25 protein-coding genes are annotated in these 20,948 nt (G+C 70.3%); 15 read left to right on the top strand and 10 right to left on the bottom strand.

The genetic code is table 11. The annotated features are described in order from the left end of the window. The first annotated feature begins 176 nt into the window (after positions 1–176). Together ESP57_RS16070 and ESP57_RS16065 are read left to right on the top strand one after the other, a co-directional pair. Positions 177–548 (top strand): FKBP-type peptidyl-prolyl cis-trans isomerase, encoded by a 372-nt coding sequence (locus ESP57_RS16070; protein ID WP_056013771.1) that lies wholly within the window; start codon positions 177–179, stop codon positions 546–548. Positions 549–623: 75 nt separating this feature from the next. Further along, complete coding sequence (locus ESP57_RS16065) at positions 624–1,316, top strand: lysoplasmalogenase (protein WP_129232259.1); 693 nt, start codon at positions 624–626, stop codon at positions 1,314–1,316. Here the strand turns inward: ESP57_RS16065 and ESP57_RS16060 are convergent. Together ESP57_RS16060 and ESP57_RS16055 are read right to left on the bottom strand one after the other, a co-directional pair. Further along, on the bottom strand, positions 1,216–1,527 hold the full coding sequence (locus ESP57_RS16060) for a protealysin inhibitor emfourin (RefSeq protein WP_115962494.1): 312 nt from the start codon (positions 1,525–1,527) through the stop codon (positions 1,216–1,218). The two genes, ESP57_RS16065 and ESP57_RS16060, sit on opposite strands and share 101 nt — an antisense overlap. 43 nt (positions 1,528–1,570) lie before the next feature. Continuing rightward, positions 1,571–2,617 carry a M4 family metallopeptidase gene (locus ESP57_RS16055; RefSeq protein WP_115962497.1) on the bottom strand — a complete coding sequence of 349 codons (1,047 nt, stop codon included), beginning with the start codon at positions 2,615–2,617 and terminating at the stop codon, positions 1,571–1,573. 72 nt (positions 2,618–2,689) lie between these two features. On the opposite strand from ESP57_RS16055, the gene ESP57_RS16050 reads away from it, so the two are divergent. Both ESP57_RS16050 and ESP57_RS16045 read left to right on the top strand, forming a co-directional pair. Beyond that, entirely contained in the window at positions 2,690–3,580 is an 891-nt protein-coding gene (locus ESP57_RS16050; RefSeq protein WP_129232258.1) for a hypothetical protein, read from the top strand. A gap of 10 nt (positions 3,581–3,590) precedes the next feature. Beyond that, positions 3,591–4,442, top strand: a complete 852-nt coding sequence (locus ESP57_RS16045; RefSeq protein ID WP_056013758.1) for a CPBP family intramembrane glutamic endopeptidase — start codon at positions 3,591–3,593, stop codon at positions 4,440–4,442. 18 nt (positions 4,443–4,460) lie between these two features. On the opposite strand, the gene ESP57_RS16040 is transcribed toward ESP57_RS16045, so the two are convergent. Both ESP57_RS16040 and ESP57_RS16035 read right to left on the bottom strand, forming a co-directional pair. Further along, positions 4,461–4,832 (bottom strand): DUF488 domain-containing protein, encoded by a 372-nt coding sequence (locus tag ESP57_RS16040; protein WP_129232257.1) that lies wholly within the window; start codon positions 4,830–4,832, stop codon positions 4,461–4,463. Positions 4,833–4,892: 60 nt separating this feature from the next. Then, positions 4,893–5,087 carry a hypothetical protein gene (locus ESP57_RS16035; protein ID WP_056014911.1) on the bottom strand — a complete coding sequence of 65 codons (195 nt, stop codon included), beginning with the start codon at positions 5,085–5,087 and terminating at the stop codon, positions 4,893–4,895. A 117-nt stretch (positions 5,088–5,204) separates the two neighbouring features. On the opposite strand from ESP57_RS16035, the gene ESP57_RS16030 reads away from it, so the two are divergent. After that, positions 5,205–6,221, top strand: a complete 1,017-nt coding sequence (locus tag ESP57_RS16030; RefSeq protein ID WP_165877502.1) for an NAD(P)-dependent alcohol dehydrogenase — start codon at positions 5,205–5,207, stop codon at positions 6,219–6,221. Positions 6,222–6,355: 134 nt separating this feature from the next. Next, positions 6,356–6,625, top strand: coding sequence for a 30S ribosomal protein S15 (rpsO, locus tag ESP57_RS16025; protein ID WP_056013748.1), 270 nt, complete (start codon positions 6,356–6,358; stop codon positions 6,623–6,625). A gap of 246 nt (positions 6,626–6,871) precedes the next feature. Here the strand turns inward: rpsO and ESP57_RS16020 are convergent, their stop codons facing one another. Continuing rightward, positions 6,872–7,417: a CGNR zinc finger domain-containing protein gene (locus tag ESP57_RS16020; protein ID WP_207904572.1), complete on the bottom strand. Its 546-nt coding sequence runs from the start codon at positions 7,415–7,417 to the stop codon at positions 6,872–6,874. Positions 7,418–7,510: 93 nt separating this feature from the next. On the opposite strand from ESP57_RS16020, the gene ESP57_RS16015 reads away from it, so the two are divergent. The 4 genes from ESP57_RS16015 (at position 7,511) to ESP57_RS16000 (ending at position 11,331) form a co-directional block, all read left to right on the top strand. Next, a complete protein-coding gene (locus ESP57_RS16015) occupies positions 7,511–8,476 on the top strand; it encodes an EamA family transporter (protein WP_129232255.1) in 966 nt (321 codons plus the stop codon). Positions 8,477–8,519: 43 nt separating this feature from the next. Further along, entirely contained in the window at positions 8,520–9,722 is a 1,203-nt protein-coding gene (locus ESP57_RS16010; RefSeq protein WP_129232254.1) for a trans-sulfuration enzyme family protein, read from the top strand. Between the two features lie 31 nt (positions 9,723–9,753). Further along, a complete protein-coding gene (locus ESP57_RS16005) occupies positions 9,754–10,641 on the top strand; it encodes an LLM class flavin-dependent oxidoreductase (protein WP_129232253.1) in 888 nt (295 codons plus the stop codon). Positions 10,642–10,716: 75 nt separating this feature from the next. Then, a complete protein-coding gene (locus tag ESP57_RS16000; protein ID WP_129232252.1) occupies positions 10,717–11,331 on the top strand; it encodes a hypothetical protein in 615 nt (204 codons plus the stop codon). 24 nt (positions 11,332–11,355) lie between these two features. Here ESP57_RS16000 and ESP57_RS15995 read toward each other — a convergent pair whose 3' ends face one another. Continuing rightward, the gene (locus tag ESP57_RS15995) at positions 11,356–11,733 is read right to left on the bottom strand and encodes a thioredoxin family protein (protein ID WP_056013724.1); all 378 of its coding nucleotides are present in this window, start codon (positions 11,731–11,733) and stop codon (positions 11,356–11,358) included. Positions 11,734–12,016: 283 nt separating this feature from the next. Here ESP57_RS15995 and ESP57_RS15990 point away from each other — a divergent pair, with 283 nt between their 5' ends. Next, positions 12,017–12,874 carry an alpha/beta fold hydrolase gene (locus ESP57_RS15990; protein WP_243648584.1) on the top strand — a complete coding sequence of 286 codons (858 nt, stop codon included), beginning with the start codon at positions 12,017–12,019 and terminating at the stop codon, positions 12,872–12,874. Positions 12,875–12,901: 27 nt separating this feature from the next. Here the strand turns inward: ESP57_RS15990 and ESP57_RS15985 are convergent, their stop codons facing one another. Continuing rightward, positions 12,902–13,717: a glycosyltransferase family 2 protein gene (locus tag ESP57_RS15985; protein WP_129232250.1), complete on the bottom strand. Its 816-nt coding sequence runs from the start codon at positions 13,715–13,717 to the stop codon at positions 12,902–12,904. 196 nt (positions 13,718–13,913) lie between these two features. Here ESP57_RS15985 and ESP57_RS15980 point away from each other — a divergent pair, with 196 nt between their 5' ends. From ESP57_RS15980 to ESP57_RS15970, 3 genes are all read left to right on the top strand, one after another. Further along, positions 13,914–15,491 carry a M28 family peptidase gene (locus ESP57_RS15980; RefSeq protein ID WP_243648563.1) on the top strand — a complete coding sequence of 526 codons (1,578 nt, stop codon included), beginning with the start codon at positions 13,914–13,916 and terminating at the stop codon, positions 15,489–15,491. A gap of 197 nt (positions 15,492–15,688) precedes the next feature. Continuing rightward, a complete protein-coding gene (locus ESP57_RS15975; RefSeq protein WP_082571600.1) occupies positions 15,689–16,837 on the top strand; it encodes an LLM class flavin-dependent oxidoreductase in 1,149 nt (382 codons plus the stop codon). Between the two features lie 2 nt (positions 16,838–16,839). Next, positions 16,840–17,469, top strand: coding sequence for an FMN reductase (locus ESP57_RS15970; RefSeq protein ID WP_056013718.1), 630 nt, complete (start codon positions 16,840–16,842; stop codon positions 17,467–17,469). Here the strand turns inward: ESP57_RS15970 and ESP57_RS15965 are convergent. Beyond that, on the bottom strand, positions 17,395–18,072 hold the full coding sequence (locus tag ESP57_RS15965; protein WP_129232248.1) for a DedA family protein: 678 nt from the start codon (positions 18,070–18,072) through the stop codon (positions 17,395–17,397). The genes ESP57_RS15970 and ESP57_RS15965 overlap by 75 nt on opposite strands. Positions 18,073–18,309: 237 nt before the next feature. Here ESP57_RS15965 and ESP57_RS15960 point away from each other — a divergent pair, with 237 nt between their 5' ends. Further along, complete coding sequence (locus ESP57_RS15960) at positions 18,310–18,795, top strand: hypothetical protein (RefSeq protein ID WP_056013715.1); 486 nt, start codon at positions 18,310–18,312, stop codon at positions 18,793–18,795. Positions 18,796–18,869: 74 nt separating this feature from the next. On the opposite strand, the gene ESP57_RS15955 is transcribed toward ESP57_RS15960, so the two are convergent. Both ESP57_RS15955 and ESP57_RS15950 read right to left on the bottom strand, forming a co-directional pair. Further along, entirely contained in the window at positions 18,870–20,297 is a 1,428-nt protein-coding gene (locus ESP57_RS15955) for a DUF5979 domain-containing protein (protein ID WP_129232247.1), read from the bottom strand. Between the two features lie 319 nt (positions 20,298–20,616). Then, the gene (locus tag ESP57_RS15950; protein WP_056013706.1) at positions 20,617–20,823 is read right to left on the bottom strand and encodes a dodecin family protein; all 207 of its coding nucleotides are present in this window, start codon (positions 20,821–20,823) and stop codon (positions 20,617–20,619) included. Between the last annotated feature and the right edge of the window lie 125 nt (positions 20,824–20,948).

Genomic DNA, 20,948 nt, shown 5'->3' with positions numbered 1-20,948 from the left:
AAACAGCCGGATCTCGGGGCAAAAAACTCGCCGCCCTGTGGTGTGGCATGGCCGACATCTCTACGGGGCGACGAGTTCTAGGTCTCAAGCGTGCAACGTGTTCGCAGTCAGCGCAAGAGGGGGGTGGACGTTCGTCCGCGATTGCGACGAGCCCGCGAACCTGCTCAACTTGATGCATGACCGATACGAACAGCAAGCCCGAGATCGACGCTCCCGAGGGGCCGGCCCCCGTCGAGCTGGTGATCGAAGACATCGTCGTCGGCGACGGCGCAGAGGCGCAGCCCGGCTCGACCGTCGACGTGCACTACCTCGGCGTCGAGTACGACAGCGGCGAGGAGTTCGACTCCTCGTGGGGTCGCGGCCAGTCCATCAACTTCCCCCTCCAGGCGCTCATCAGCGGTTGGCAGGAGGGCATCCCCGGCATGAAGGTCGGCGGCCGCCGCAAGCTCACGGTTCCCCCGCACCAGGCATACGGCCCCGCCGGCGGCGGACACCAGCTGTCGGGCAAGACCCTCATCTTCGTGATCGACCTGCTCGGCGTCAGCTGAGCCGACTCCCGATCACTGCGAAGGCCGGTGGGCGCGAGCCCACCGGCCTTCGTCGCGCTCGGCTACGATTCGGGGGTGCTGCCTGCGTTCATCCCGTACCTCGTCGTCTCGGCGCTGCACCTCGTGCTGCTGTACGTCGGGCCGGCGTGGAGCGTGACGGCCACGAAGGCGTTGCTGATGCCGCTGCTCGCCCTCGCGGTCGTGCTCCTCGCGCGGCCGCTCCGCGCGCCCGCGCCGCTGCTCCTGGCGGGCATCGCCTTCTCGTGGGGCGGCGACGTGCTGCTGTCGTTCCCCGGCGACGGATGGTTCGTGGCGGGCCTCTCCTCGTTCCTGCTCGCGCATGTCGTCTACATCGTGCTCTTCCTGCGGATGCCGCGTGCCCGTCGCCGCCCTCCCGTCTGGTCGTACGCCTACTGGGCATGGATGATCGTCATGCTCGGCCTGCTCCTGCCGCACGCGGGGGCGCTCGCCGCCCCGATCGTGCTCTACGCGGCGGCCATCGGCACGATGGCGATGTGCGCGTCGATGCACGGCAGGTGGGTCGTGCTCGGCGGAGCGTTCTTCATCGTCTCCGACTCGGTGCTCGCCCTCGGCAGGTTCCTGCCGGGGTACGAGTTCGCCGCGCACGACTTCGTCGTCATGTCGACCTACCTGGCGGCGCAGGGCCTCATCGCGTGGGGCGTGGTGGCCGCGATTCGGGCGCGCCGAGCCGCTTCGGATCCGTCGTCTCCTGCACCCGATCGACGAGCTGACGCCACGGCCCCGTGAGCTGGCGCTCGGCGAGCGTCGCCTCATGCGGTTCGCAGCGGATGCGGTAGACGAAGCGGTCGGGCTCGGGAGGCACCGGTGGCGGTTCGCCCCACGGGATCTCGTCGATGAGGATGTACCACTCGTCGGGGTCGGGCTGCTCGTCGACGCGAACCTCCCAGGTGAGCCGGGTGCCGGCGAGGCCCCCGCTCCGGGACACGATGACGTCCATGGGGTGATCGTACTCCGCGGTCGACGAACGCGGCCGGTGAACGCTACCCGGCGGGCGGCACCTCGATGCCGACCGCAGACCAGCCGTGCATGACGGCCAGCTCCTCGCGGCTTTCGGGGCCGAAGCGCTCGCGCGCCGAGCGCACGGTCTCCGCCGCGAATCCGGCGAAGTCCTCGTCGGGCGACAGCCGGCCCGAGGTGAGCACGTCGTACCAGATGCGCCCGACGTGCTCCCAGGCGAAGCCGCCGAGCTCGGTCGCGGCGAGCGCGAACGCCCGGTTGGGGATGCCCGAGTTCAGGTGCACGCCGCCGTTGTCGTCGTCGGTCTCGATGTAGTCGCGCAGGTGCCCGGGCTGCGGGTCGCGGCCGAGCACGTCGTCGTCGTAGGCGGTGCCGGGCTCGATCATCGAACGCAGCGCCCGCCCCTGCACCTCGTCGGTGAAGATGCCCTCGCCGATGAGCCAGCTCGCCGCCTCCGCGTCCTGGCCGAGCGCGTACTGCTCGACGAGCGCGCCGAACGCGTCGGAGACATGCTCGTTGAGCGCGCCCGACTGCCCCTGGTACCGCAGTTTCGCCGTGTGCTCGGTGACCCCGTGGGCCAGCTCGTGGCCGATGACGCTCAGCGAATCGGTGAAGCCGCGGAAGATCTCGCCGTCGCCGTCGCCGAAGACCATGCGCTCGCCGTCCCAGAAGGCGTTGTCGTACTTGTCGCCGAAATGCACGGTCGCCTCGAGCGGCATGCCCGCGCCGTCGATCGAGTCGCGGCCGAAGACGCGCTCGAACATGCGATGCGTGTCGCCGAGGCCGTCGTAGGCGTCGTCGACCGCCTCGTCGCCCGTCGCGCGCTCGCCCTCGCGGCGCACGAGGCGACCCGGCAGCTTCTCGCGGCCCTCGGCATCGGAGATGCGACGGTCGGGCGCCGAGGGGGCGTCGGGGAGCACGCTCGGCAGTCCGGGCAGCGGCTCGATGCCGAGACGCGCCGGAGGCTCGCGCAGCAGCGCGCGCCTCGCGGCCTCGGCCGCGATGGGGAATCGCGGGGCGGCGGCCTGGGCGATGCGGTCGAGCAGGTAGGGAGGCACGATCTGCTGCATGGGTCGATGCTCGCACCAGCCGGCGACATCTGCGAGGAGCCGCACCGTGCATGCCGCCCATAGGCTTGACGTGTGACGACCTCCCCGCTCCTCGGCCTCCTGCTCGACGTCGACGGCCCCATCGCGAGCCCCGTGACGCGTTCGATCGCGATCCCGTCGATCGCCCGCGACCTCGCGGAGCTCGCGAACGCCGGAAACCCCGTGATCTTCAACACGGGCCGCTCCGACGCGTTCATCGCCGAGCAGGTCGTGCCGCCGCTGCTCGCCGCGGGTCTCGAGCCGGGTGCGCCCGTCTGGGCGATCTGCGAGAAGGGCGCGGTCTGGGCCGCGATCGACCGTGACGGCCTCGGCGAGGTCTTCGTCGACCTCGACCTCGCGATGCCGGCCGACTTCGCCGCCGACATGCGCGCCTACGTCGAGGCGCACTTCGACGAGTTCGCCTTCTTCGACGACACCAAGCGCGCGATGGTCTCGGTCGAGCAGCACGTGCACGTGGCATCCGCCGACTATCTCGAGGCCCAGCCCCGCTTCGACGCCCACGCGCACGACGGGCTCGCCGCGCGCGGCTTCGGCACGGTGCGTGAGGGCGACGAGCGACCGGATGCCGCGGGGCGCGTGCACTGGCGCATCGACCCGACGATCATCTCGACCGACGTCGAGTCGGTGCGCCTTGGCAAGGACCTCGGGGCCGCGCGCGCCGTCGAGTTGCTCGAGGAGAGAGGCATCCGCCCGCAGCACTGGCGCACGATGGGCGACTCGCGCGGCGACTACCGCATGGCCGACTGGCTCGCCGAACGCGGGGAGCAGGTGCGGCACGTCGACGTGCGACCGGCCGAGGGCATTCCGGCGACCTCGTATCCCGTGCTGACCGCGGGCGAGCTCATCCACGACGAGGCGGGCGCCGTGTTCCTGTCGCGCTGGGCGGCGGCCTCGCGTCGCGGCGACCTCGGCGACGACGAGTAGCCGGCCGCCGATGCCGAGCGCGAACCTCGTCGAGGCCGTCGAGCAGCCCGAGCTGCGGACGCATCCGATCGCCCTCGTGCCGGCCCTGCTCGTGTGCGGGGCGGCGGTGCTGCTCTTCGGGTTCATGGTGCCGATCGCCGGCTACGCGATGCTCGCGGTCGGGCTCGTGGCAGCGTGGCTCTGCGATCGCTCGGGCCGCACCGAGCGCCTCCTCGCCGACCTCGCGCTCATCGCCGTCGGCCAGGTCATCATCTCGACGGTGTCGCTGAAGGCCGACCTCAGCGACGAGGGCATGGTGCGATTCGCGGTCGTGCTCGGCCTCGCCGTGCTCGTGCCCTACGTCATCTCGCGGTTCGTGTACCGCGAGCACGTCATCCGCTTCCCGTGGCGCACGGGCCGCCGCTGGAACCGTACGCAGTGGCTCTACCTGATCTTCGTGACGCTCGCGGGCTGGCTGATCCTGCCGTTCTACTTCATCACCTCTGGTGTGTACGAGAACTGGCCGACCGTGACCGAGCCCGATACCATCGCGCGCCTCTTCGTCGGCGTCGCCGCCGTGGGAACGTGGGACGAGCTCTTCTTCATCTGCACGGTCTTCGTGCTGCTGCGCCGGCACTTCCCGTCGTGGCAGGCGAACCTGCTGCAGTCGATCGTGTTCGTGTCGTTCCTGTGGGAGCTCGGGTATCAGTCGTGGGGGCCGCTGCTCACGATCCCGTTCGCGCTCATCCAGGGCTACACGTTCAAGCTCACGAAATCGCTCACGTACGTGTTCGTCGTGCACATGCTCTTCGACGCCGTCGTGTTCGCGGTCATCGTGTACGCGCATACAGGGTGGCCGGCGATCTTCCTGCTGGCCCCGTAGCGTCGGGGCCGGCAGCGGTCAGTCGCCGCGATCGACGGATGCCCCGTGCTCTCCGAGCCACTCGAGCAGCACCGCCGCGTGGTTGACCTGCTCGTCGCGTGCACCGAAGAGCAGCGTGACCCGGTCGTGCTTCTCGCCGAGGTCGACGAGCTCCCGTGCAGCGGCGTTCTCGTCGAGCTCGCCGAGATATCGCGCGGCGAACTCGTCGAATCGTTCGCGGTTCTGGTGCCATTCGGTGCGGAGGTCGGGGGAGGGCGCGACATCCTTGTCCCACAGGTCGAGCTCGGCGCGCGCCTTGCTCACGCCGCGCGGCCAGAGCCGGTCGACGAGCACGCGATAGCCGTCGGATGCCTCGGCCTGGTCGTAGACCCGCTTGATGACGAAGACCATGGGGTCAGTCTGCCCCGGGGCATCCGCCGTGCCAAGCGGTGTGCGACCCCGTGCCGGAGCTCAACTCTTCGGCCGGCTCCGCAACCCGATCACGATGAGCGCCACGCCGCCGAGGGCGATGATGGGCCCGAGGATCGCCCAGAGCGTCGAGCCGGTCATGGCGCTGCCGCCGATGAGCCCGAATCCCTGCAACATGAAGACGACGCCCATGATGACGACGAGCGAACCGATCGCGACGAGAACTGGCTTCCGCATGCGGGCAGCATCCCGCACCGGCGGCGGCGCCGCAAGCACCGGTGCCGTCCAGCCGCGCGATCGGTAGTCTCGGACCATCGGGAGGTCGCTCCTGAGTACGACGAGAGGATGCCGCGCATGCGCGCGATCGCGCTCGACCGCTACGGCCCGCCCGAGCGGGTCATGCGTCTCGCCGAGCTGCCGGATCCGGTGGCTGGAGCGGGCGAGGTGGTGGTGCGGGTCGCCGCCGTGTCGCTCAACTCGTGGGACGTCGACCTCGCCACCGGGGCGACGCTCGTGCGCCTCGAGTCGCCGTTCCGCCCGAAGCGTCGGGTGATCGGCTCGGATGTCTCGGGCACCGTCGTCGCCGTCGGGCCGGGTGCGAGCCGCCATCGCGTCGGCGATGCCGTGGTCGGGGAACTCTCCGCGGCGGGCTGGGGCGGCTTCGCCGACCTCGTCGTCGCGCGCGAGGACGCGGTCGTGGCGAGGCCGGTCGGGCTCGACGACCTCACGGCCGCCGCGTTGCCGCAGGCCGCGAGCATGGCCTGGCAGGCGCTCGGAGGTGCAGAGGCCGTGGCGCCGGATGGCTCGTCGGGCGGTTCACTGCGGGGCCGGCGCGTGCTCATCGTCGGCGCCGGCGGGGGAGTGGGCACGTTCGCGATCCAGCTCGCGAAGCGCGGCGGCGCCCACGTGACCGCCGTCGAGCGTGCGGTGTGGAAGCTCGACGCGCTCGCCGAGCTCGGGGCCGACGTCGTCGCCGCTGGTGTACCCGACGGTGCAGACTCGCGCCACGCCTTCGATCTCGTGCTCGACGTCGTCGGGGCACTGCCGCCGGCTCAGGCGAAGGAGTTGCTCGCCGACGGCGGGCGAGCCGCGTACATCGGCGGAAGTCCGGGACGTATCGCCCAGGTGCTCTTCGCAGGTGCCCGTTCCGGTCGACAGGCCGGGACCGATGCCGACCCGGAGGCGGCACGGCATATCCGCCTGCTCGCCGCCGTGCCGAACCGCGACCTGCCCGAGATCGCCGCGCTCGCCGCGGCAGGGCAGCTGCGCGCGATCATCGACGGCCCGCACCCGCTCGAGCAGGTGCCGCACCAGCTCGCCCGGCTGCAGTCGGGCGCCGTGCTCGGCAAGGCGGTCATCGGGCTGGCGTGACGAACCACGCGGGTCGGCCGCGAGGCATCCGCTCTGGTAGAGTATTGAGGTTGCCGTCATGACGGCCGCGCACAAAGAGAGCCCGGGCAATCTGCTACGGGCAGCGCGCAACTAGAAGAAAGGGGATCCCATCTATGGCACTTGAATCCGATGTCAAGAAGGCGATCATCGAAGAGTACGCGACGCACCCCGGTGACACTGGATCCCCCGAGGTCCAGATCGCGCTCCTCACGAAGCGAATCAAGGACCTCACCGAGCACCTGAAGGAGCACAAGCACGACCACCACTCGCGTCGTGGCCTGCTCCTCCTCGTCGGTCAGCGTCGTCGTCTGCTCGGCTACCTCGCCGATGTGGACATCAACCGCTACCGCAAGCTCATCGAGCGTCTCGGCCTGCGCCGCTAAGCAGCTTCACCGCTGCGGCTCTCGTTGATACCGCGAGCTTCTTGCGAAAGCCCCCCGCCACCCAGTGGCCGGGGGCTTTCGTCATCCCCGGGGTGGTCCGCCGGATCGAGGCGACCGGACATCTGCGAGTCTGCGGATGCTTCGCGCGACACGCCGTGTCGGTGAGGTCGCGTGCGGCGTGTCGCTGGGAATGTCCGCCGACTCGCGGGGCGAGGGGCCGACGGTCGAGCGCGTACTCCCTACTCCCTACTCGACGCGTGCGCGGTGCGCCCGAGCGGCCATGCGGTTGCCGCAGCGAGTGCTGCAGTAGCGGCGCGAGGCGTTCTTCGACAGGTCGGCGTAGATGCCCGCGCAGTCGTCGGCCTGGCACGCCCGCAGGCGATCCATGCCATCGGCGCGGATGACGTCGACGAAGGCCATCGCCGCCTCGACGAGGATGCGGGAGGCGAGCGGGGCGTCCTGACTGGTCGCGTGCACGTGCCAGTCGAGGTCGTCGTGCCGCACGAGCCGGGGCAGGGCGTTGGCCTCGTCGAGGATCGCGTTCACCTCGTTCACCGCGTCGTCGCGATCGAGGCGCCAGAGCACCCGCAGCCGGTCGCGCGCTGCGGCGACCTCGGCGACCTCGGCGGCGGTGCCGTCGCGCCGGCCCGAGTACCACCACGCGTCGAGGATCGCGCTCAGCTGCTCGGGCGTCGAGAGTTCGTCGGCGCCTGATTCGGATGCCTCGGGCACGGTGTCGGCCAGGGCGGCGACGAAGCCGAGTGCCGCGATCGCGTCATCGGTGAAGATCATTTGACTCCTGACATCCGTTGGCGGTACTGTCACGAGCATAACGTCGTTCGGTCATGACATGGCCACGAATCCCCGACTGAGAAGGAGACGCCGATGCGCGGCTCGAAGGGTGTCCTCGGCATCGTCCTGGGTCTCGCCGCAGGTCTCGCCTTCGGCGCCGGCGGCGTGGTCGTGAAGCCCCTCCTGGAGTCGGGCTGGTCGCCCGGCGCCGCCGTCTTCGCACGTATCAGCGTCGCAGCGCTCGCCCTCATCGTTCCGGGCCTCATCGCCCTGAAGTTCGACCTCCGGCCGCTCTGGCGAGCCCGCTGGACCGTGCTCGCGTACGCGCTCATCGCCGTCGTCGGCACCCAGGTCGCCTTCTACGCCTCGATCGCGCTCATCCCCGTCAGCACGACGCTCCTGATCGAGTACCTGGCGCCGGTCGCGCTCGTGCTCGTCGCGTGGGCCCGCCAGCGCCGGGCGCCGCAGTTCGTCGTCATCGCGGGCTCGGTGCTCGCGATCACGGGCCTCTACCTCGTGATCGGTCCGGGCGGCGGCGGCCTCGACGTCGTCGGACTGCTGCTGGCTGGCGTCGCGATGGTCGGCGTCTGCGTCTACTACGTGCTCGGCGAGCGAGCGGATGCCTCGGTCCCCCCGATCTCGCTCGCTGCGAGCGGCTTCGTGGTGGGTGCCATCGTGCTCGGTGCGCTGGGCATCGTCGGCGTGGTTCCGTTCTCGGCGGAGCTCGTCGACGTGCAGTACTTCGGCACGGTCGCGCCGTGGTGGCTGCCGGTGCTGACGGTCGGCCTCGTCTCGACGGCGTTCGCCTACGTCGCCGGCATCAGCGCCATCCGCCTGCTCGGTACGCGCCTCTCGTCGTTCCTCGGGCTCTCCGAGGTGATCTTCGCGGCGATCGTCGCGTGGTTCGTGCTGGGCGAGGCGATCGGTCCGCTGCAGGCTGCGGGCGGGCTGCTCATCCTCGGCGGCATCGTGCTCGTGCGCTTCGAGCGTCCACGCGACGCGGCGTCGGTCGCGCTCGACATCGATCTCGTGCCGGTTGCGGTGGACGCTCGCGACTAGCAACCGGCCGTAATACTCGGCGACCCGGGCGTAGCGTCGAGACATGACACGCGCCGACTGGACCGAGCTCGCCGACACGACCCAGGCGGTGCACGCCGGCAATGCCGTCGACGGCGGCTCGGGGGCGATCCGCACGCCGATCGTGATGGCGAACTCGTACGCGCTGCCCGATGACCCGTCGACCATGAGCTGGTCGGGCACCGAGAACCCGCTCTACACGCGCAACTCCGGGGCGAACCAGATCGGGTTGCAGGCGAAGCTCGCGGTGCTCGAGCACGGCGAGGACTCCGTGGTGCTCGCGAGCGGCGTCGCGGCGCTGCACGCGGTGTTCTTCACCTTCCTGAGGTCGGGCGACCACGTCATCGTCTCGGACGTCTCGTACGAGGCGACCTATCGGCTCTTCACCGAGCTCTTCCCCGAGAAGTACGGCATCGAAGCCGACTTCGTCGACACGAGCGACCTCGACGCCGTGCGCGCGGCGCTCCGCGCGAACACCCGCCTCGTGCACATCGAGGCCATCGCGAACCCCACGACGAAGGTGACGGATGTCGCGGCCGTCGCGGTGATCGCGCACGAGGCCGGCGCCCTGCTCAGCGTCGACTCCACGTTCACTCCGCCGCCGTTCTTCCGCCCGCTCGATCACGGCGCCGACCTCTCGGTGCACTCGCTCACCAAGTACATCAACGGCCACGGCGACGCGATGGGCGGCGCCGTCTCGGGGCGCCACGAGCTCATCGCGCAGCTGAAGGCCGACGCGATGGTCGACGTCGGCGGCGTCATCAGCCCCTTCAACGCCTGGCTCATCATGCGCGGCTCGGTGACGCTGCCGCTCCGCCTGCGGCAGACGTTCGCGACCGCCCTGCGCGTCGCCGAAGCGCTCGACGCCGATCCTCGCATCGCGTTCGTTGCCTATCCGGGACTGGCCGGGCACGAACAGCACGAGCTCGCCACGGCGCAGTTCGGCGGCGCCTACGGCGGGGTCATGTCGTTCGCCATCGACGGCGGTCCCGAGGTGCAGAACGCCTTCGTCGCGGCGCTGCGCATCGTGACCTCCGCCGTCTCGCTCGGGCACGACGAGTCGCTCATCGTGCACGTCGGCACGACGGGACCGCGCGTGGCGTTCTACCCCGACGGTTTCAAGGCCCTCGGGCACCTGCGCTTCTCGATCGGCCTCGAAGACGCCGACGACCTGATCGCCGACCTGCTCCAGGCGCTCGACACCGCAGTGGGGCCGCTCACGGTCTGAGCGGCGTGGCGGTGCTGCCTAGACTCTGAAGATGCGATTCGGCGTCATCATCCTTCCGCAGTACGACTGGCCCGAGGCGGCGCACCACTGGCGCGGCGCCGAGGAGCTCGGGTTCAACCACGCGTGGACCTACGACCACCTCTCGTGGCGGGGCCTCGCCGGAGAGCGCTGGCACGCGACGGTGCCCACGCTCACGGCTGCGGCGGTGGTCACCGAGCGCATCGGGCTCGGCACGTTCGTCGCGAGCCCGAACTACCGGCATCCGGTGCCCTTCGCGAAGGATGCCGCGACGCTCGACCAGATCTCCGGCGGCCGCCTGCTGCTCGGCGTCGGCTCGGGCGGCACCGGGTTCGACGCGTTCGTGCTCGGCCAGCCCGAGTACACGCCGCGGCAGCGTCTCGCGCGCTTCGTCGAGTTCGCCGAGGCACTCGACGTGCTCCTGCGGTTCGAGGAACCCGGGTCCGGCGGCATCTCGTTCGAGGGGGAGTGGTTCACCGCATCCGGTGCTCGCATGGTCGGTGAGCCGGCGCAGCGGCCGCGGATGCCGCTCCACCTCGCGGCAGAAGGACCGAAGGGACTCGACCTCGTGGCCCGGCTCGGCGACGGCTGGGTGACGACGGGCGGCACGATCGAAGACACCGACGCGTGGTGGCGACGCCTGGCCGAGCTGAGCGACCGGCTCGATGAGGCGTGCGGTCGGGAAGGCCGCGATCCGTCGAGTCTCGAGCGCATCCTCTCGCTCGACTCGGAGCCGCGGTACAGCCTCGAGAGTGCCGCTGCGTTCGAGGACGCCGTCGGGCGAGCGGCCGAACTCGGATTCACCGATGTCGTCGCGCACTGGCCGCGCGAGCAGGGCCTCTACGCGGGCGACGAATCCGTGCTCGACGAGGTGGCCGAGCTCATGCAGCGGCTGCGCTGACCCGCGCGCGCCCAAGACCTCGGCCGAGGCATCCGCTGGGATCGGGACCTCCGCGCCCGCGATAGCCTGAAGTACATGCCCGCGCTCCGCTCGAAGCCGTTTCTCGCCTGGGAGCCGCTCCCGTACCTCGTCGTGTTCGTGCTGCTCCTGCTGACGGGCGTCGTGCGACCGGATGGCCCGCCGTGGCTGCTGTGGCCCTTCCTCGTGGTTCTCGGGGCGGCGGTCGCGTGGCTGGTCGTCGGCCTCGTGCGCGGGTCACGGCGCTCGAACCCCGATCAATGGGGAGACCTCACGACGATCGACGGGCTCGAGCTCGTCGACGCAGCGCGCGTCGAGCGCGAGGTGCGCGCCGTGGTGCCGGTGGCCGATGCGCACCGCCACCAGCCGGCGATCGAACTCGCTCGGCTGTACGGCGGCACAGAACAGCACGCGGTGCTCGTGCCGCGCTCGAGTCGATGGCTCTCGCGGCGGTACCGCGTTGGGGTGCAGCTCGTGGGCGGCGACCGACCCCGTCATGCCGGCTTCCTGAGCCCGGCCGCCGACGACCGGTGGCGCGAACTGCTCGACGGCTTGCGCGAGCACGGTCGATACGCACGAGTGCCCGCCCTCATCACGGGCGGTTCGCGGCCCTACGGCGTCGAGGTCGACCTCAGTGGACTCGAGCGGCTCGAGGGCTCGGCGGCGGAGTGATCCGTCGGCGCTGGCCGACGCGGCTCAGGCCGAGGCCTCCTCGGCTTCCTGCTTCGCGAGGTCCGCGCGCACCTGCTCCATGTCGAGCGCCCGCACCTGGGAGATGAGCTCGTCGAGCATCGGCCGGGGGAGCGCGCCGGGCTGTGCGAAGACGCCGATGCCGTCCTTGAACGCCATGATCGTGGGGATTGACGTGATGTTCATGGCCGCGGCGAGCTGCTGCTGGTCTTCGGTGTCGACCTTGGCGAAGGTGAAGTCGGGGTTCGCCTCGGCGGCGGCCTCGTAGTTCGGCGCGAACTGCAGGCACGGGCCGCACCAGCCTGCCCAGAAGTCGACGAAGACGGTGCCGCCCTCGAGGATCGTCTTCTCGAAGGTGTCCAGGGTGAGCGCCACGGTAGCCATGCTGCAAGCCTATTCCGCGTCGCTGTGGACGTGCTCGGTGTTCGCTCTGCGCGAGCTGTGCGCCGGCGCCTGCCGCGGGAAGCTGGATCGCATGCGAGTGTGCCGCCCCGCCCCGCCCCAGCGCCGGTATCGTGAAGGCGTGGTCGCTTTCGGAGACGCGCTCGGTTCGTTCCGTCGCCGCGGCTCGGTCTCCGACGAATCGTCGGAACCGGAGGTCGCGGTCGATGTCGCGCGTCCGCATGGGGCCGCGCAGCCCGACCCGGCACGTGCCGCCGACGACGCGATCCCCGACCTCGATTGGCGGGTGTTCCCCCAGGGTGCTGAGCACTCGATGTTCGAGGCACCGAGCGGCATGCTCGCACGCGTCGCGCTCGGACCTCCGTCGGCCCCGCGCATCGTGCTGGTCCCGGGCGCCACGGGCTCGAAAGAGGACTTCGTGCTCATGATGCCGCTCTTCGCCGAGGCCGGATACCGCGTCGAGTCGTTCGACCTCGCGGGCCAGTACGAGTCATGGCGGGCAGGGCCGTGGAACCTCCGCCCGCCGCGGCAGCGCTACGACGAGCGGCTCTTCCTCGACGACTTCCTCGCGGTGCTCGACGACGGCACGGCGCCCGCGCACGTGCTCGGCTACAGCTTCGCAGGCACCCTCGCCGAACTCGCGCTCCTCGCGCGGCCCGAGCGCTTCGCGAGCCTGACGCTCCTCAGCGCCCCGCCCGAACCCGGCCAGTCGTTCCGCGGGGTCAAGCGCATCGGACCGATCAGCGCTTTCACGTCGCCCCGCCAAGGTGCGGGCCTCATGCTCTGGGGCATCCGCAACAACCTCAACCGGGTGCCGCCGCGTCGACTCGAGTTCGTGCGCGATCGATTCGCGCTCACGCGCCGCGAGAGCGTCGACGACATCATCGCGCTCATGATGCAGACGCCCGACCTCCGGGCCGAGCTCGCGGCATCGTCCGTCCCGAAGCTCGTCGCGGTCGGCGAGCACGACCTCTGGCCGCGAGAGCTGCACGAGCGATTCGCTCGCGAGATCGGGGCGCACCTGTCGGTCTATCCCACCGGCCACAGCCCGTGCGAGACCGCGCCGCATCAGCTCGTGCGCGACATGCTCGCGTTGTTCGAGGCGACGGAGCTCACCCCGTAGCCATCGCGGGCGGCGACGGGCGGATGCTCACGCGGGCAGCGGATCCTCACCGTCGGGTTCGGCCGCATCGACGACGACGGCATCCGTGGGCGATGCGTTCGCCTCCCATACCCAGACCGGCGCGCGGCGTCGTTCGGCCCGCCGGGTGAGCGGCGGCCACTCCCGCGACTCGACCGACATCGTGTGGAACGCCATGCGCACCCGTCGGGCAAGGCCGTCGAACGTGTCGAACGGGCGCGCCGAGACGCCCACGAGCATGCGGCGGTCGCGCACGACCGTCATGCCGGGCTGCATCCACCACGCGAGGTCGAGGTCGTCGTGCACGTCGGCTCGCTCGCGGTGCACGAGGTCGCGGAGACGTGCCCACGCGTCGGCCCGCATCGCGTAGTTCGAGCCGAAGATGGGCGGATGCCCGAGCAGCGCACCGATCACGGTGAAATAGCCGCCGATGTAGATGTTCCGTGCGATCCAGCGCACGACGGAGTTGCGACCGTAGAACGTGCCGCCGTTCGTGACGACCGCGGGGCGGTCGAAGGCGGCCATGCGCCGCTCGATCTCGGCGATCCAGTCGGGTGCAGGCACCGAGTCGGCGTCGAGGCGGGCGAGGAGATCGCCGGTGGCCGCGTCGAACCCCGCGGCCGTTGCCGGCCAGATGCCGCGCAGCGGCTCGTGCACCACTCGCGCGCCGGCGGCGAGGGCGACGTCGGCCGTGGCATCCGTCGAGCCGTTGTCGACGACGATGACCTCGTCGGGGAGTCGGGTCTGGCTCGCGAGCGCGTCGAGGCATGCGGCGAGGAAGTCCGCGTCGTTCAAGCTCGGAATGATGACCGAAATCGTGCCCATCACGGCGAGTCTAGCCACGAGGCGCACCGGTCACGCTCGATCCGTGCGCCGATGCGCCGAATCGGAAGCAAGGGCTGTCTTCTGCGCGACGCACCACATATGCTGGCCCCCGACCGGGGGTCAATGGAGACGGACCGGCACGGAAGGGGAGACGATGTACCCATCTGCAACACTTTCCAAGCGCGCCAGGACGGCGGTGATCGCAACCGCGGCGATCGCCGGGCTGGCGCTCGTACCGACCAGCGCGGCGCTGGCGGCGCCGGCGGGCGCCGGGTGCGACAACCGCACGAACAACACCTACGAGAAGCTGCTCGAGTGCGTTCGCGTCGACGGCGTGCTCGAGCACCAGCAGGCGCTGCAGGACATCGCCGATGCCAACGGCGGGAACCGTGCGGCCGGGACCACCGGCTACACCGAGAGCGTCGACTACGTCGTCGACACGCTCGAGGCTGCCGGCTGGAACGTCGAGCTCGACGGGTTCGACTTCACCTACGTACCGCCGCCAACGCTGCAACAGCTCGCACCGACCCCCGCGACCTACGAGTCGGCGGTCTTCACGGGCACCGGCTACGGCGACATCACGGGCAACGTGGTGCCCGTCGACATCGTGCTCGCACCCCCGCGGGACCCTGTCACGAGCGGTTGCGAGGACAGCGACTTCGTCGGCTTCCCGGCCGGGTCGATCGCGCTCATCCAGCGAGGCACGTGCGAGTTCGGCGTCAAGGCCGTCAACGCCCAGGAGGCCGGCGCGGCGGCCGTCATCATGTTCAACCAAGGCAACACCGAGCTCCGTTCCGGGCTGCTGACGGGCACGCTGTTCGGTGTCAACCAGACGCCGCTGTCGATCCCGGTCGTCGGCGCGAGCTTCGCCGATGGCGCCAAGCTCGCGCAGGCGGGCTCGACCGCCCACGTGGTCGTCTCCTCGCCGGAGTCGCGGCCCCAGGTGAACGTGATCGCCGAACTGCCGGGCAAGAACGACGGGAACGTCGTGATGGCCGGAGCGCACCTCGACTCGGTGCAGGCCGGACCCGGCATCAACGACAACGGCAGCGGCTCGTCGGCGCTGCTCGAGATCGCGCAGCAGATGTCGAAGCTGCAGCCCGAGAACACGCTGCGGTTCGCATGGTGGGGTGCTGAGGAGAGCGGGCTGCTCGGCTCGCGGGCCTACGTCGCCGACCAGGTGGCTGCGGGCACGCTCGACGACGTCGCGCTGTACCTGAACTTCGACATGGTGGCGTCTCCCAACTACATCTTCATGGTGTACGACGGCGACGAGTCGGGCTGGGACGCCCCCGAGGGGGTTCCGATCCCCGAGGGCTCGACGCAGATCGAGGACCTCTTCGAGAGCTACTACACGTGGGCGGGCGTGCCGTATGACGACGCGCAGTTCAGCGGGCGCAGCGACTACCAGGCGTTCATCCAGAACGGCGTGCCGGCCGGTGGCCTGTTCACCGGCGCCGAAGTCGTGAAGACCCCGGCGCAGGCGGAGATCTGGGGCGGCACCGCGGGTGCGCAGTACGACCCGTGCTACCACCTCGTCTGCGACACGATCGACAACCTCGCGCTCGATGCGCTCGACGTCAACTCCGACGCGATCGCGACGGCGGTGCTCACCTACGCGTACTCCACCGAGTCCGTGAACGGCGTGGTCGGCGCGAAGGTGCCCGGGAACTTCGTGCTGCCGGCACCTGGCACTCCCGAGGGCACGGTCAACCTGCCGGGCGGCGGCGGGCTCGCGCCCGACCACGGCCACGAGCACGACGAGCTCGACTGACACCGATCGAGCGCGGTTCCAGGGGCGGACAGGCATCGGGCCTGTCCGCCCCGTTCGCGTGCACGGACGGTGCTCGGCGCCTGATCCGTGCGGGGCGCACCGATCGGGAATACTGTGCAGGAGGCATCCGTTTGCTCAGATGTATGCAAAAGCATGCAACACGGAATCTCCCACGAGGATGAGCCCAGGAGGGCACCATGCAGTTCGGAATCTTCACCGTCAGCGACATCACGCAAGACCCGACGACGGGGCGCACGCCGAGCGAGCACGAGCGCATCACCGACGTGCTGACGATCGCACAGCACGCCGAAGAGGTCGGCCTCGACGTCTTCGCACTCGGCGAGCACCACAACCCGCCCTTCTTCTCCTCCTCGCCGACCACGACGCTGGCCTACATCGCAGCGAAGACGTCGAAGATCCAGCTCACGACCTCCACGACGCTCATCACGACGAACGACCCCGTGAAGATCGCCGAGGACTTCGCGATGCTGCAGCACGTCGCCGACGGCCGCGTCGACCTCATGCTCGGCCGCGGCAACACCGGCCCCGTCTACCCGTGGTTCGGCAAGGACATCCGTCAGGGCATCAACCTCGCCCTCGAAAACTACGGGCTGCTGCACCGCCTGTGGCGTGAGGACTTCGTCGATTGGGACGGCCAGTTCCGCACGCCCCTCCAGGGCTTCCAGTCGACGCCGCGCCCGCTCGACGACGTGCCGCCCTTCGTCTGGCACGGCTCGATCAGGAGCCCCGAGATCGCCGAGCAGGCCGCCTACTACGGCGACGGCTTCTTCGCGAACCACATCTTCTGGCCTGCCTCGCACACCCAGCGCATGGTGGCGCTCTACCGCCAGCGCTTCGAGCACTATGAGCACGGCACGGCCGAGCAGGCGATCGTCGGACTCGGCGGTCAGGTGTTCATGCGCAAGAACTCCCAGGACGCCGTACGCGAGTTCCGCCCGTACTTCGACAACGCGCCCGTCTACGGCCACGGCCCGAGCCTCGAGGAGTTCACCTCGCAGACGCCGCTCACGGTGGGCAGCCCCCAGGAGGTCATCGACAAGACGCTCGGCTTCCGCGACTACGTCGGCGACTACCAGCGTCAGCTCTTCCTCATGGACCACGCCGGCCTGCCGCTGAAGACCGTGCTCGAGCAGCTCGACCTGCTCGGCTCGGAGGTGGTGCCGGTGCTGCGCAAGGAATTCGCGAACAACCGACCCGCGACGGTTCCGGATGCCCCGACGCACGAGTCGCTCGTCGCCGCGCGCAATGCGGCGAAGGCCGACGGCGGCACGATCGCAGCTCCGAAGGGCGCCGCGTTCGGCGCCGCAGCAGTGAAGGGAGCCTGACGATGACCACGCGCACCCTCGCCGTCGTCTCGGCCGGCCTCAGCCAGCCGTCGTCGACGCGCATGCTCGCCGACAAGCTGAGCGACGCCACCGTCGCCAAGCTCGCCGAGCAGGGCATCGACACGACAGTCGAGACATTCGAGCTGCGGGATGTCGCGACCGACATCATGAACCACATGCTCACGGGCTTCCCGAGTCCGAAGCTCGAGGCGGTCATCGAGGCCGTGACCGGCGCCGACGGACTCATCGCCGTCACGCCGATCTTCACGACGAGCTACTCGGGACTGTTCAAGTCGTTCTTCGACGTGATCGACAGCGCCGCGCTCGCCGAACTGCCGGTCGTGATCGGCGCGACGGCCGGGACGCCTCGGCACTCCCTCGCGCTCGACTACGCACTGCGGCCGATGTTCACCTACCTGCACGCGATCGTCGCGCCGACTGGCGTGTTCGCCGCGACGGGTGACTGGGGCGAGTCGGCAGACAGCGTGAAGACGCTCCCGGCCCGTATCGACCGGGCCTCCGGCGAGCTCGCCGCGCTCGTCGCCGCGAGCGACCGTTCAGCGAACGTCAGGGACCCCTTCGCCCTCGACCGGCCCTTCGGCCACCTCATCGGCGGCCTCACGGGGGAGTGACGCCTCTCTGGCCGTGCGACGGCGGTCGAGCAGCGCCATCGCCCGGTCGACGGCGAGGCCGAGCACGATCGCGACCGGAACGGAGACCGCGGTCGCGATGAGCGGCGAGTCGAGGAGCAGGCCTCCGACGACTGCGCCGATCCCGATGTTGAAGCACGCCCACACGGCCCCGGCAGCCGCTGTCAGCGGGACGTAGCGCCGGAGCGGGACCCGACCCGCTCCGGCCGCCATATTCACCGCGATGCGGGCGAACGGCACGTAGCGCGCCGTGAACACGAGCAGCGCGGTCCGGCGGTGCACGGCGACCCGGACCCGTTCGATCGCGGCTGCGGTCCGGCGCGTGCGCTGCCAACGCCACCGGTCGAGGCCGACGCGCCGACCGATCAGGTAGCAGAGCGCGTCGCCGACGGCCGCGCCGACGGCCGCCACGGGAAGCAGCAGCCAGAACGGCGGTGCTCCGGTCGTGGCCGACACGGCGCCGAGCGCCACGACGACCGTCTCGCTCGGCAGCACGACCAGGAACGCGTCGGCCACGACGAGCGCGAAGACAGAGGGCAGGAGCCACGGCGACGCGGCGAGCCCGGTGAGCCACGCGTCATCCATGTGCCCGTTCTAGTGGCCGGAAGTGAACGGAAGGCGACGTCGGGACCTCGTCACGAGTGATCATAAAGTGAATGAACCTCATTTTGGGGATGTCGGACGCGGCCGGTGAAGCGTACCGTCGGCGACAGGACGTGGTCAGGTGCGACACCGTCCACGCGGACCGATCGGGGGCGACCCGTGTGAAGGCCGGTGCCTGCGCAGTCCGGCCGCGCACACCCGCCCGAAGGGAAGCAGATCATGCTCATTCGCCGAACACTCGCCGTGCTCGCAGCGACCGCCGCGCTCGTACTCGTGGGCGCCGGTGCCGCCTCGGCCGCCGGCAGCCCGCACTTCATCAAGAACGCCACGGGCGCATCGCTCTCGGGCACCTCGCTCGTGGTCCAGTTCAAGGAAGCGGGACTCTCGTCGGGTTCCACGGAGACCATCACGGCCACCGCGCAGCTCGACGCGACCTATTCATGCGTCAACAACGGCGGCCACGTGCCGTCCGACCCGAAGAAGACGACGATCAGCACCGACGTCTCAGAGAGCGGGGAGTTCACCGCCGGGAAGAACGGGAGCGTGACGGGGATGCTGACCCTCAGTGCGCCGGCAGCAGCCGATGTGCTCGACTGCCCGGGTGGACAGACGTCGACACTCGTCTCGGGAATGTGGTCGAACGTCTCGATCTCCGATGAGGACAGCGGGGCGTTCCTCGCCCTCGCCGGCACGTTCGCCTTCTAGCCGGGGGGTCGCCTTCCAGATCGAAGCACGAGGAGCGGGAGGGCTCGCCCCTCCCGCTCCGCGTCGCGCCCGCCTCAGCCCGCGTGCGCCCGACGTCGGACGGTCACGAGCGCCGCACCGCCGAGCAGCACCAGGACGATCGCGCCCGCGAGCGGCCAGCCCGGCTCGACGCCCGTCGAGGCCAAGCCGGCGCCCGTCACCGCGGGCGACGGCGTGGAGACCTGCGGGGTCGGCGGGGTCGACTCGGTCGGCACGAGGGCGACCGGATTCTCGAGGGCCACGGCGATCGTCGTGCGGTCGCCGATCACGAGCTCAGCAGAGCCGGCATCCGTGCTGACGCCGTCGCCCGAGAACCGGGGCGTTCCGTAGGTCGCTCCGCTGATCGCCTCGGGTTCCGCTTCGCTCAGCGTCACGATGGTGCCCGTCGGCAGGCCGGCGATGCCCTTCGGTGATCCAGGCGAGAGCGTCAGCGATCCGGTGACCGGCTGGCCGCCGCGCAGGTAGGAGTACGTCACCGTGTAGGTCGTGCCGTCGGGCACCGTGGCTGCGCCGTCGCCCGAGAGCGTCTTGGCCACGGTGAATCCGCCGAGCTTTCCGGTTCCGCCGCCCTCGCCGCCGGCGGTGACGAACTCGACGGGCCACGTGGTGAACTCCTCGCCGGAGGCCGTCACGGTGTTGCCGAAGAGGTCGCCCTCGCGCGCGTCCGCGGGCAGCGTCGTGCGGTACTTCAGCATGTAGACGCGATCCTCCGAGGTCACCGGCTCATTGAAGGTGAACTCGAAGGAGTGCGTGGCAGGCGAGTCGACGAGCGTGAAGGTCTCGGGACCGGTGCCCGCGACGAGGTCGTGGTACTCCCACGAGTCCCACTTCGATGCGGGGACCCAGCCTGCCGTGAGGCTCGAGGCGTCGAAGCCCATGCGCCCGTCGTAGACGTCGACGAGCACGGGCGACGGGTCGGCGGCGAGCACGTCCGACGGGACGACGACCTGCCACGTGATCGACGTGCCGTCGTCGTTCAGCCAGCCCCACTTCTTCGGCGAGGTCGGGGCGGTGCTGGGCTCGCCGCCGCCCCCGACGATTCCGCCGCCGGGGATCGGGACGCGGATCTCGAGGCCGTTGCCGGTCGTGAAGACGTACGTGTCGTCGTCGGTCGCGGCCGACGACTGCGCGAAGAAGTGCAGCGAACCGTGCACGTCGTCGTGCGACTCGACGTAGTCGCCGAGCGTGCAGACGATGCTCGATTCCGAGACGACGCACTCGCCGACCGCGGCTCCCGCCGAGTCGCGGAGCACGAAGTTCGCCGAGTAGGCGCGCACCGGGCTCGGGAAGTCGAGGCGGAAGGTGTCGCCCGCGACCGCGGTGGCCGGGACGGCCCAGGTCGCATCGACGGCATAGCGCTGCCCGACCCCGATGGGGCCGTTCGGGGCGTCGGCGTTGATCGCGACGCTCGTGATGGCGTCGAGTTCGCTCGCCTGCGCCGAGGTCGGCACGGTGACGGCCATCGCCAATGAGGCGAGCGCCGCGGCCGCGACGGCCGCGATCGTGCGGAATCCTCGGTGTGGTCGGACGGGGGTGTGCGCATGCGGGTGCACGGTGGATCAGCTCCTTCGGGTGGAAAGCGGAGGGGCTGTGGGTGCAGCCCTCCACCCGAAGAGACGGCCGGAGCCGCGTTCGATGATGCCGATCCGGCGATGCTCATGGAACTCTCAGCTACCGCGAGCGGCGCGGCGCCGCGGTCGCACCGGCACGCGCGCCGGGCATGCCGGATGCCGGTCGCCCGTTCGGTGATCGGACGATCGGCGCGTGCTCGTCGCCGGGCGCTCAGTCGTCGAGTACGAAGGTCACCTCGAGCGTGACCGACCACGACGTGACGGCGCCGTCGGTGACGTCGACCTTCTGCTCCTTGACCCAGGCGCCGGTGACGTTGCGCAGGGTCTCCGACGCCCGGGCGACGCCGGCGGCGACCGCGTCGTCGAAGCCGGTCTCGGAACGAACGGTGATGGTGGTGACACGTGCGACGGAAGTCATTGCATTCCCCCTCGAATCTGTGCGTGCGTACCGACTCATCTTGCGCCTCCGCCGTGCGGAAAGCGAGGGCTTGCGGAGTCTCCGAACCCCCGCCTCGTCGACGGGGCGGCGAACGGCAGTCGACG

It is taken from the genome of Agromyces fucosus (assembly GCF_004134865.1).
In the GTDB taxonomy this organism is placed as follows: domain Bacteria; phylum Actinomycetota; class Actinomycetes; order Actinomycetales; family Microbacteriaceae; genus Agromyces; species Agromyces fucosus.
Note: the sequence above shows the minus strand (reverse complement) of the source record. Positions and strands in the feature narration are given on the sequence as shown.

What these genes read in the sequence shown, in the direction of transcription:
- ESP57_RS16070 (WP_056013771.1), top strand. Translation starts at nt 177, where the DNA reads ATGACCGATACGAACAGCAAGCCCGAGATCGACGCTCCCGAGGGGCCG.
- ESP57_RS16060 (WP_115962494.1), bottom strand. Translation starts at nt 1,527, where the DNA reads ATGGACGTCATCGTGTCCCGGAGCGGGGGCCTCGCCGGCACCCGGCTC.
- ESP57_RS16055 (WP_115962497.1), bottom strand. Translation starts at nt 2,617, where the DNA reads ATGCAGCAGATCGTGCCTCCCTACCTGCTCGACCGCATCGCCCAGGCC.
- ESP57_RS16045 (WP_056013758.1), top strand. Translation starts at nt 3,591, where the DNA reads ATGCCGAGCGCGAACCTCGTCGAGGCCGTCGAGCAGCCCGAGCTGCGG.
- ESP57_RS16040 (WP_129232257.1), bottom strand. Translation starts at nt 4,832, where the DNA reads ATGGTCTTCGTCATCAAGCGGGTCTACGACCAGGCCGAGGCATCCGAC.
- ESP57_RS16035 (WP_056014911.1), bottom strand. Translation starts at nt 5,087, where the DNA reads ATGCGGAAGCCAGTTCTCGTCGCGATCGGTTCGCTCGTCGTCATCATG.
- ESP57_RS16030 (WP_165877502.1), top strand. Translation starts at nt 5,205, where the DNA reads ATGCGCGCGATCGCGCTCGACCGCTACGGCCCGCCCGAGCGGGTCATG.
- rpsO (WP_056013748.1), top strand. Translation starts at nt 6,356, where the DNA reads ATGGCACTTGAATCCGATGTCAAGAAGGCGATCATCGAAGAGTACGCG.
- ESP57_RS16020 (WP_207904572.1), bottom strand. Translation starts at nt 7,417, where the DNA reads ATGATCTTCACCGATGACGCGATCGCGGCACTCGGCTTCGTCGCCGCC.
- ESP57_RS16015 (WP_129232255.1), top strand. Translation starts at nt 7,511, where the DNA reads ATGCGCGGCTCGAAGGGTGTCCTCGGCATCGTCCTGGGTCTCGCCGCA.
- ESP57_RS16010 (WP_129232254.1), top strand. Translation starts at nt 8,520, where the DNA reads ATGACACGCGCCGACTGGACCGAGCTCGCCGACACGACCCAGGCGGTG.
- ESP57_RS16005 (WP_129232253.1), top strand. Translation starts at nt 9,754, where the DNA reads ATGCGATTCGGCGTCATCATCCTTCCGCAGTACGACTGGCCCGAGGCG.
- ESP57_RS16000 (WP_129232252.1), top strand. Translation starts at nt 10,717, where the DNA reads ATGCCCGCGCTCCGCTCGAAGCCGTTTCTCGCCTGGGAGCCGCTCCCG.
- ESP57_RS15995 (WP_056013724.1), bottom strand. Translation starts at nt 11,733, where the DNA reads ATGGCTACCGTGGCGCTCACCCTGGACACCTTCGAGAAGACGATCCTC.
- ESP57_RS15985 (WP_129232250.1), bottom strand. Translation starts at nt 13,717, where the DNA reads ATGGGCACGATTTCGGTCATCATTCCGAGCTTGAACGACGCGGACTTC.
- ESP57_RS15975 (WP_082571600.1), top strand. Translation starts at nt 15,689, where the DNA reads ATGCAGTTCGGAATCTTCACCGTCAGCGACATCACGCAAGACCCGACG.
- ESP57_RS15970 (WP_056013718.1), top strand. Translation starts at nt 16,840, where the DNA reads ATGACCACGCGCACCCTCGCCGTCGTCTCGGCCGGCCTCAGCCAGCCG.
- ESP57_RS15965 (WP_129232248.1), bottom strand. Translation starts at nt 18,072, where the DNA reads ATGGATGACGCGTGGCTCACCGGGCTCGCCGCGTCGCCGTGGCTCCTG.
- ESP57_RS15960 (WP_056013715.1), top strand. Translation starts at nt 18,310, where the DNA reads ATGCTCATTCGCCGAACACTCGCCGTGCTCGCAGCGACCGCCGCGCTC.
- ESP57_RS15955 (WP_129232247.1), bottom strand. Translation starts at nt 20,297, where the DNA reads ATGGCCGTCACCGTGCCGACCTCGGCGCAGGCGAGCGAACTCGACGCC.
- ESP57_RS15950 (WP_056013706.1), bottom strand. Translation starts at nt 20,823, where the DNA reads ATGACTTCCGTCGCACGTGTCACCACCATCACCGTTCGTTCCGAGACC.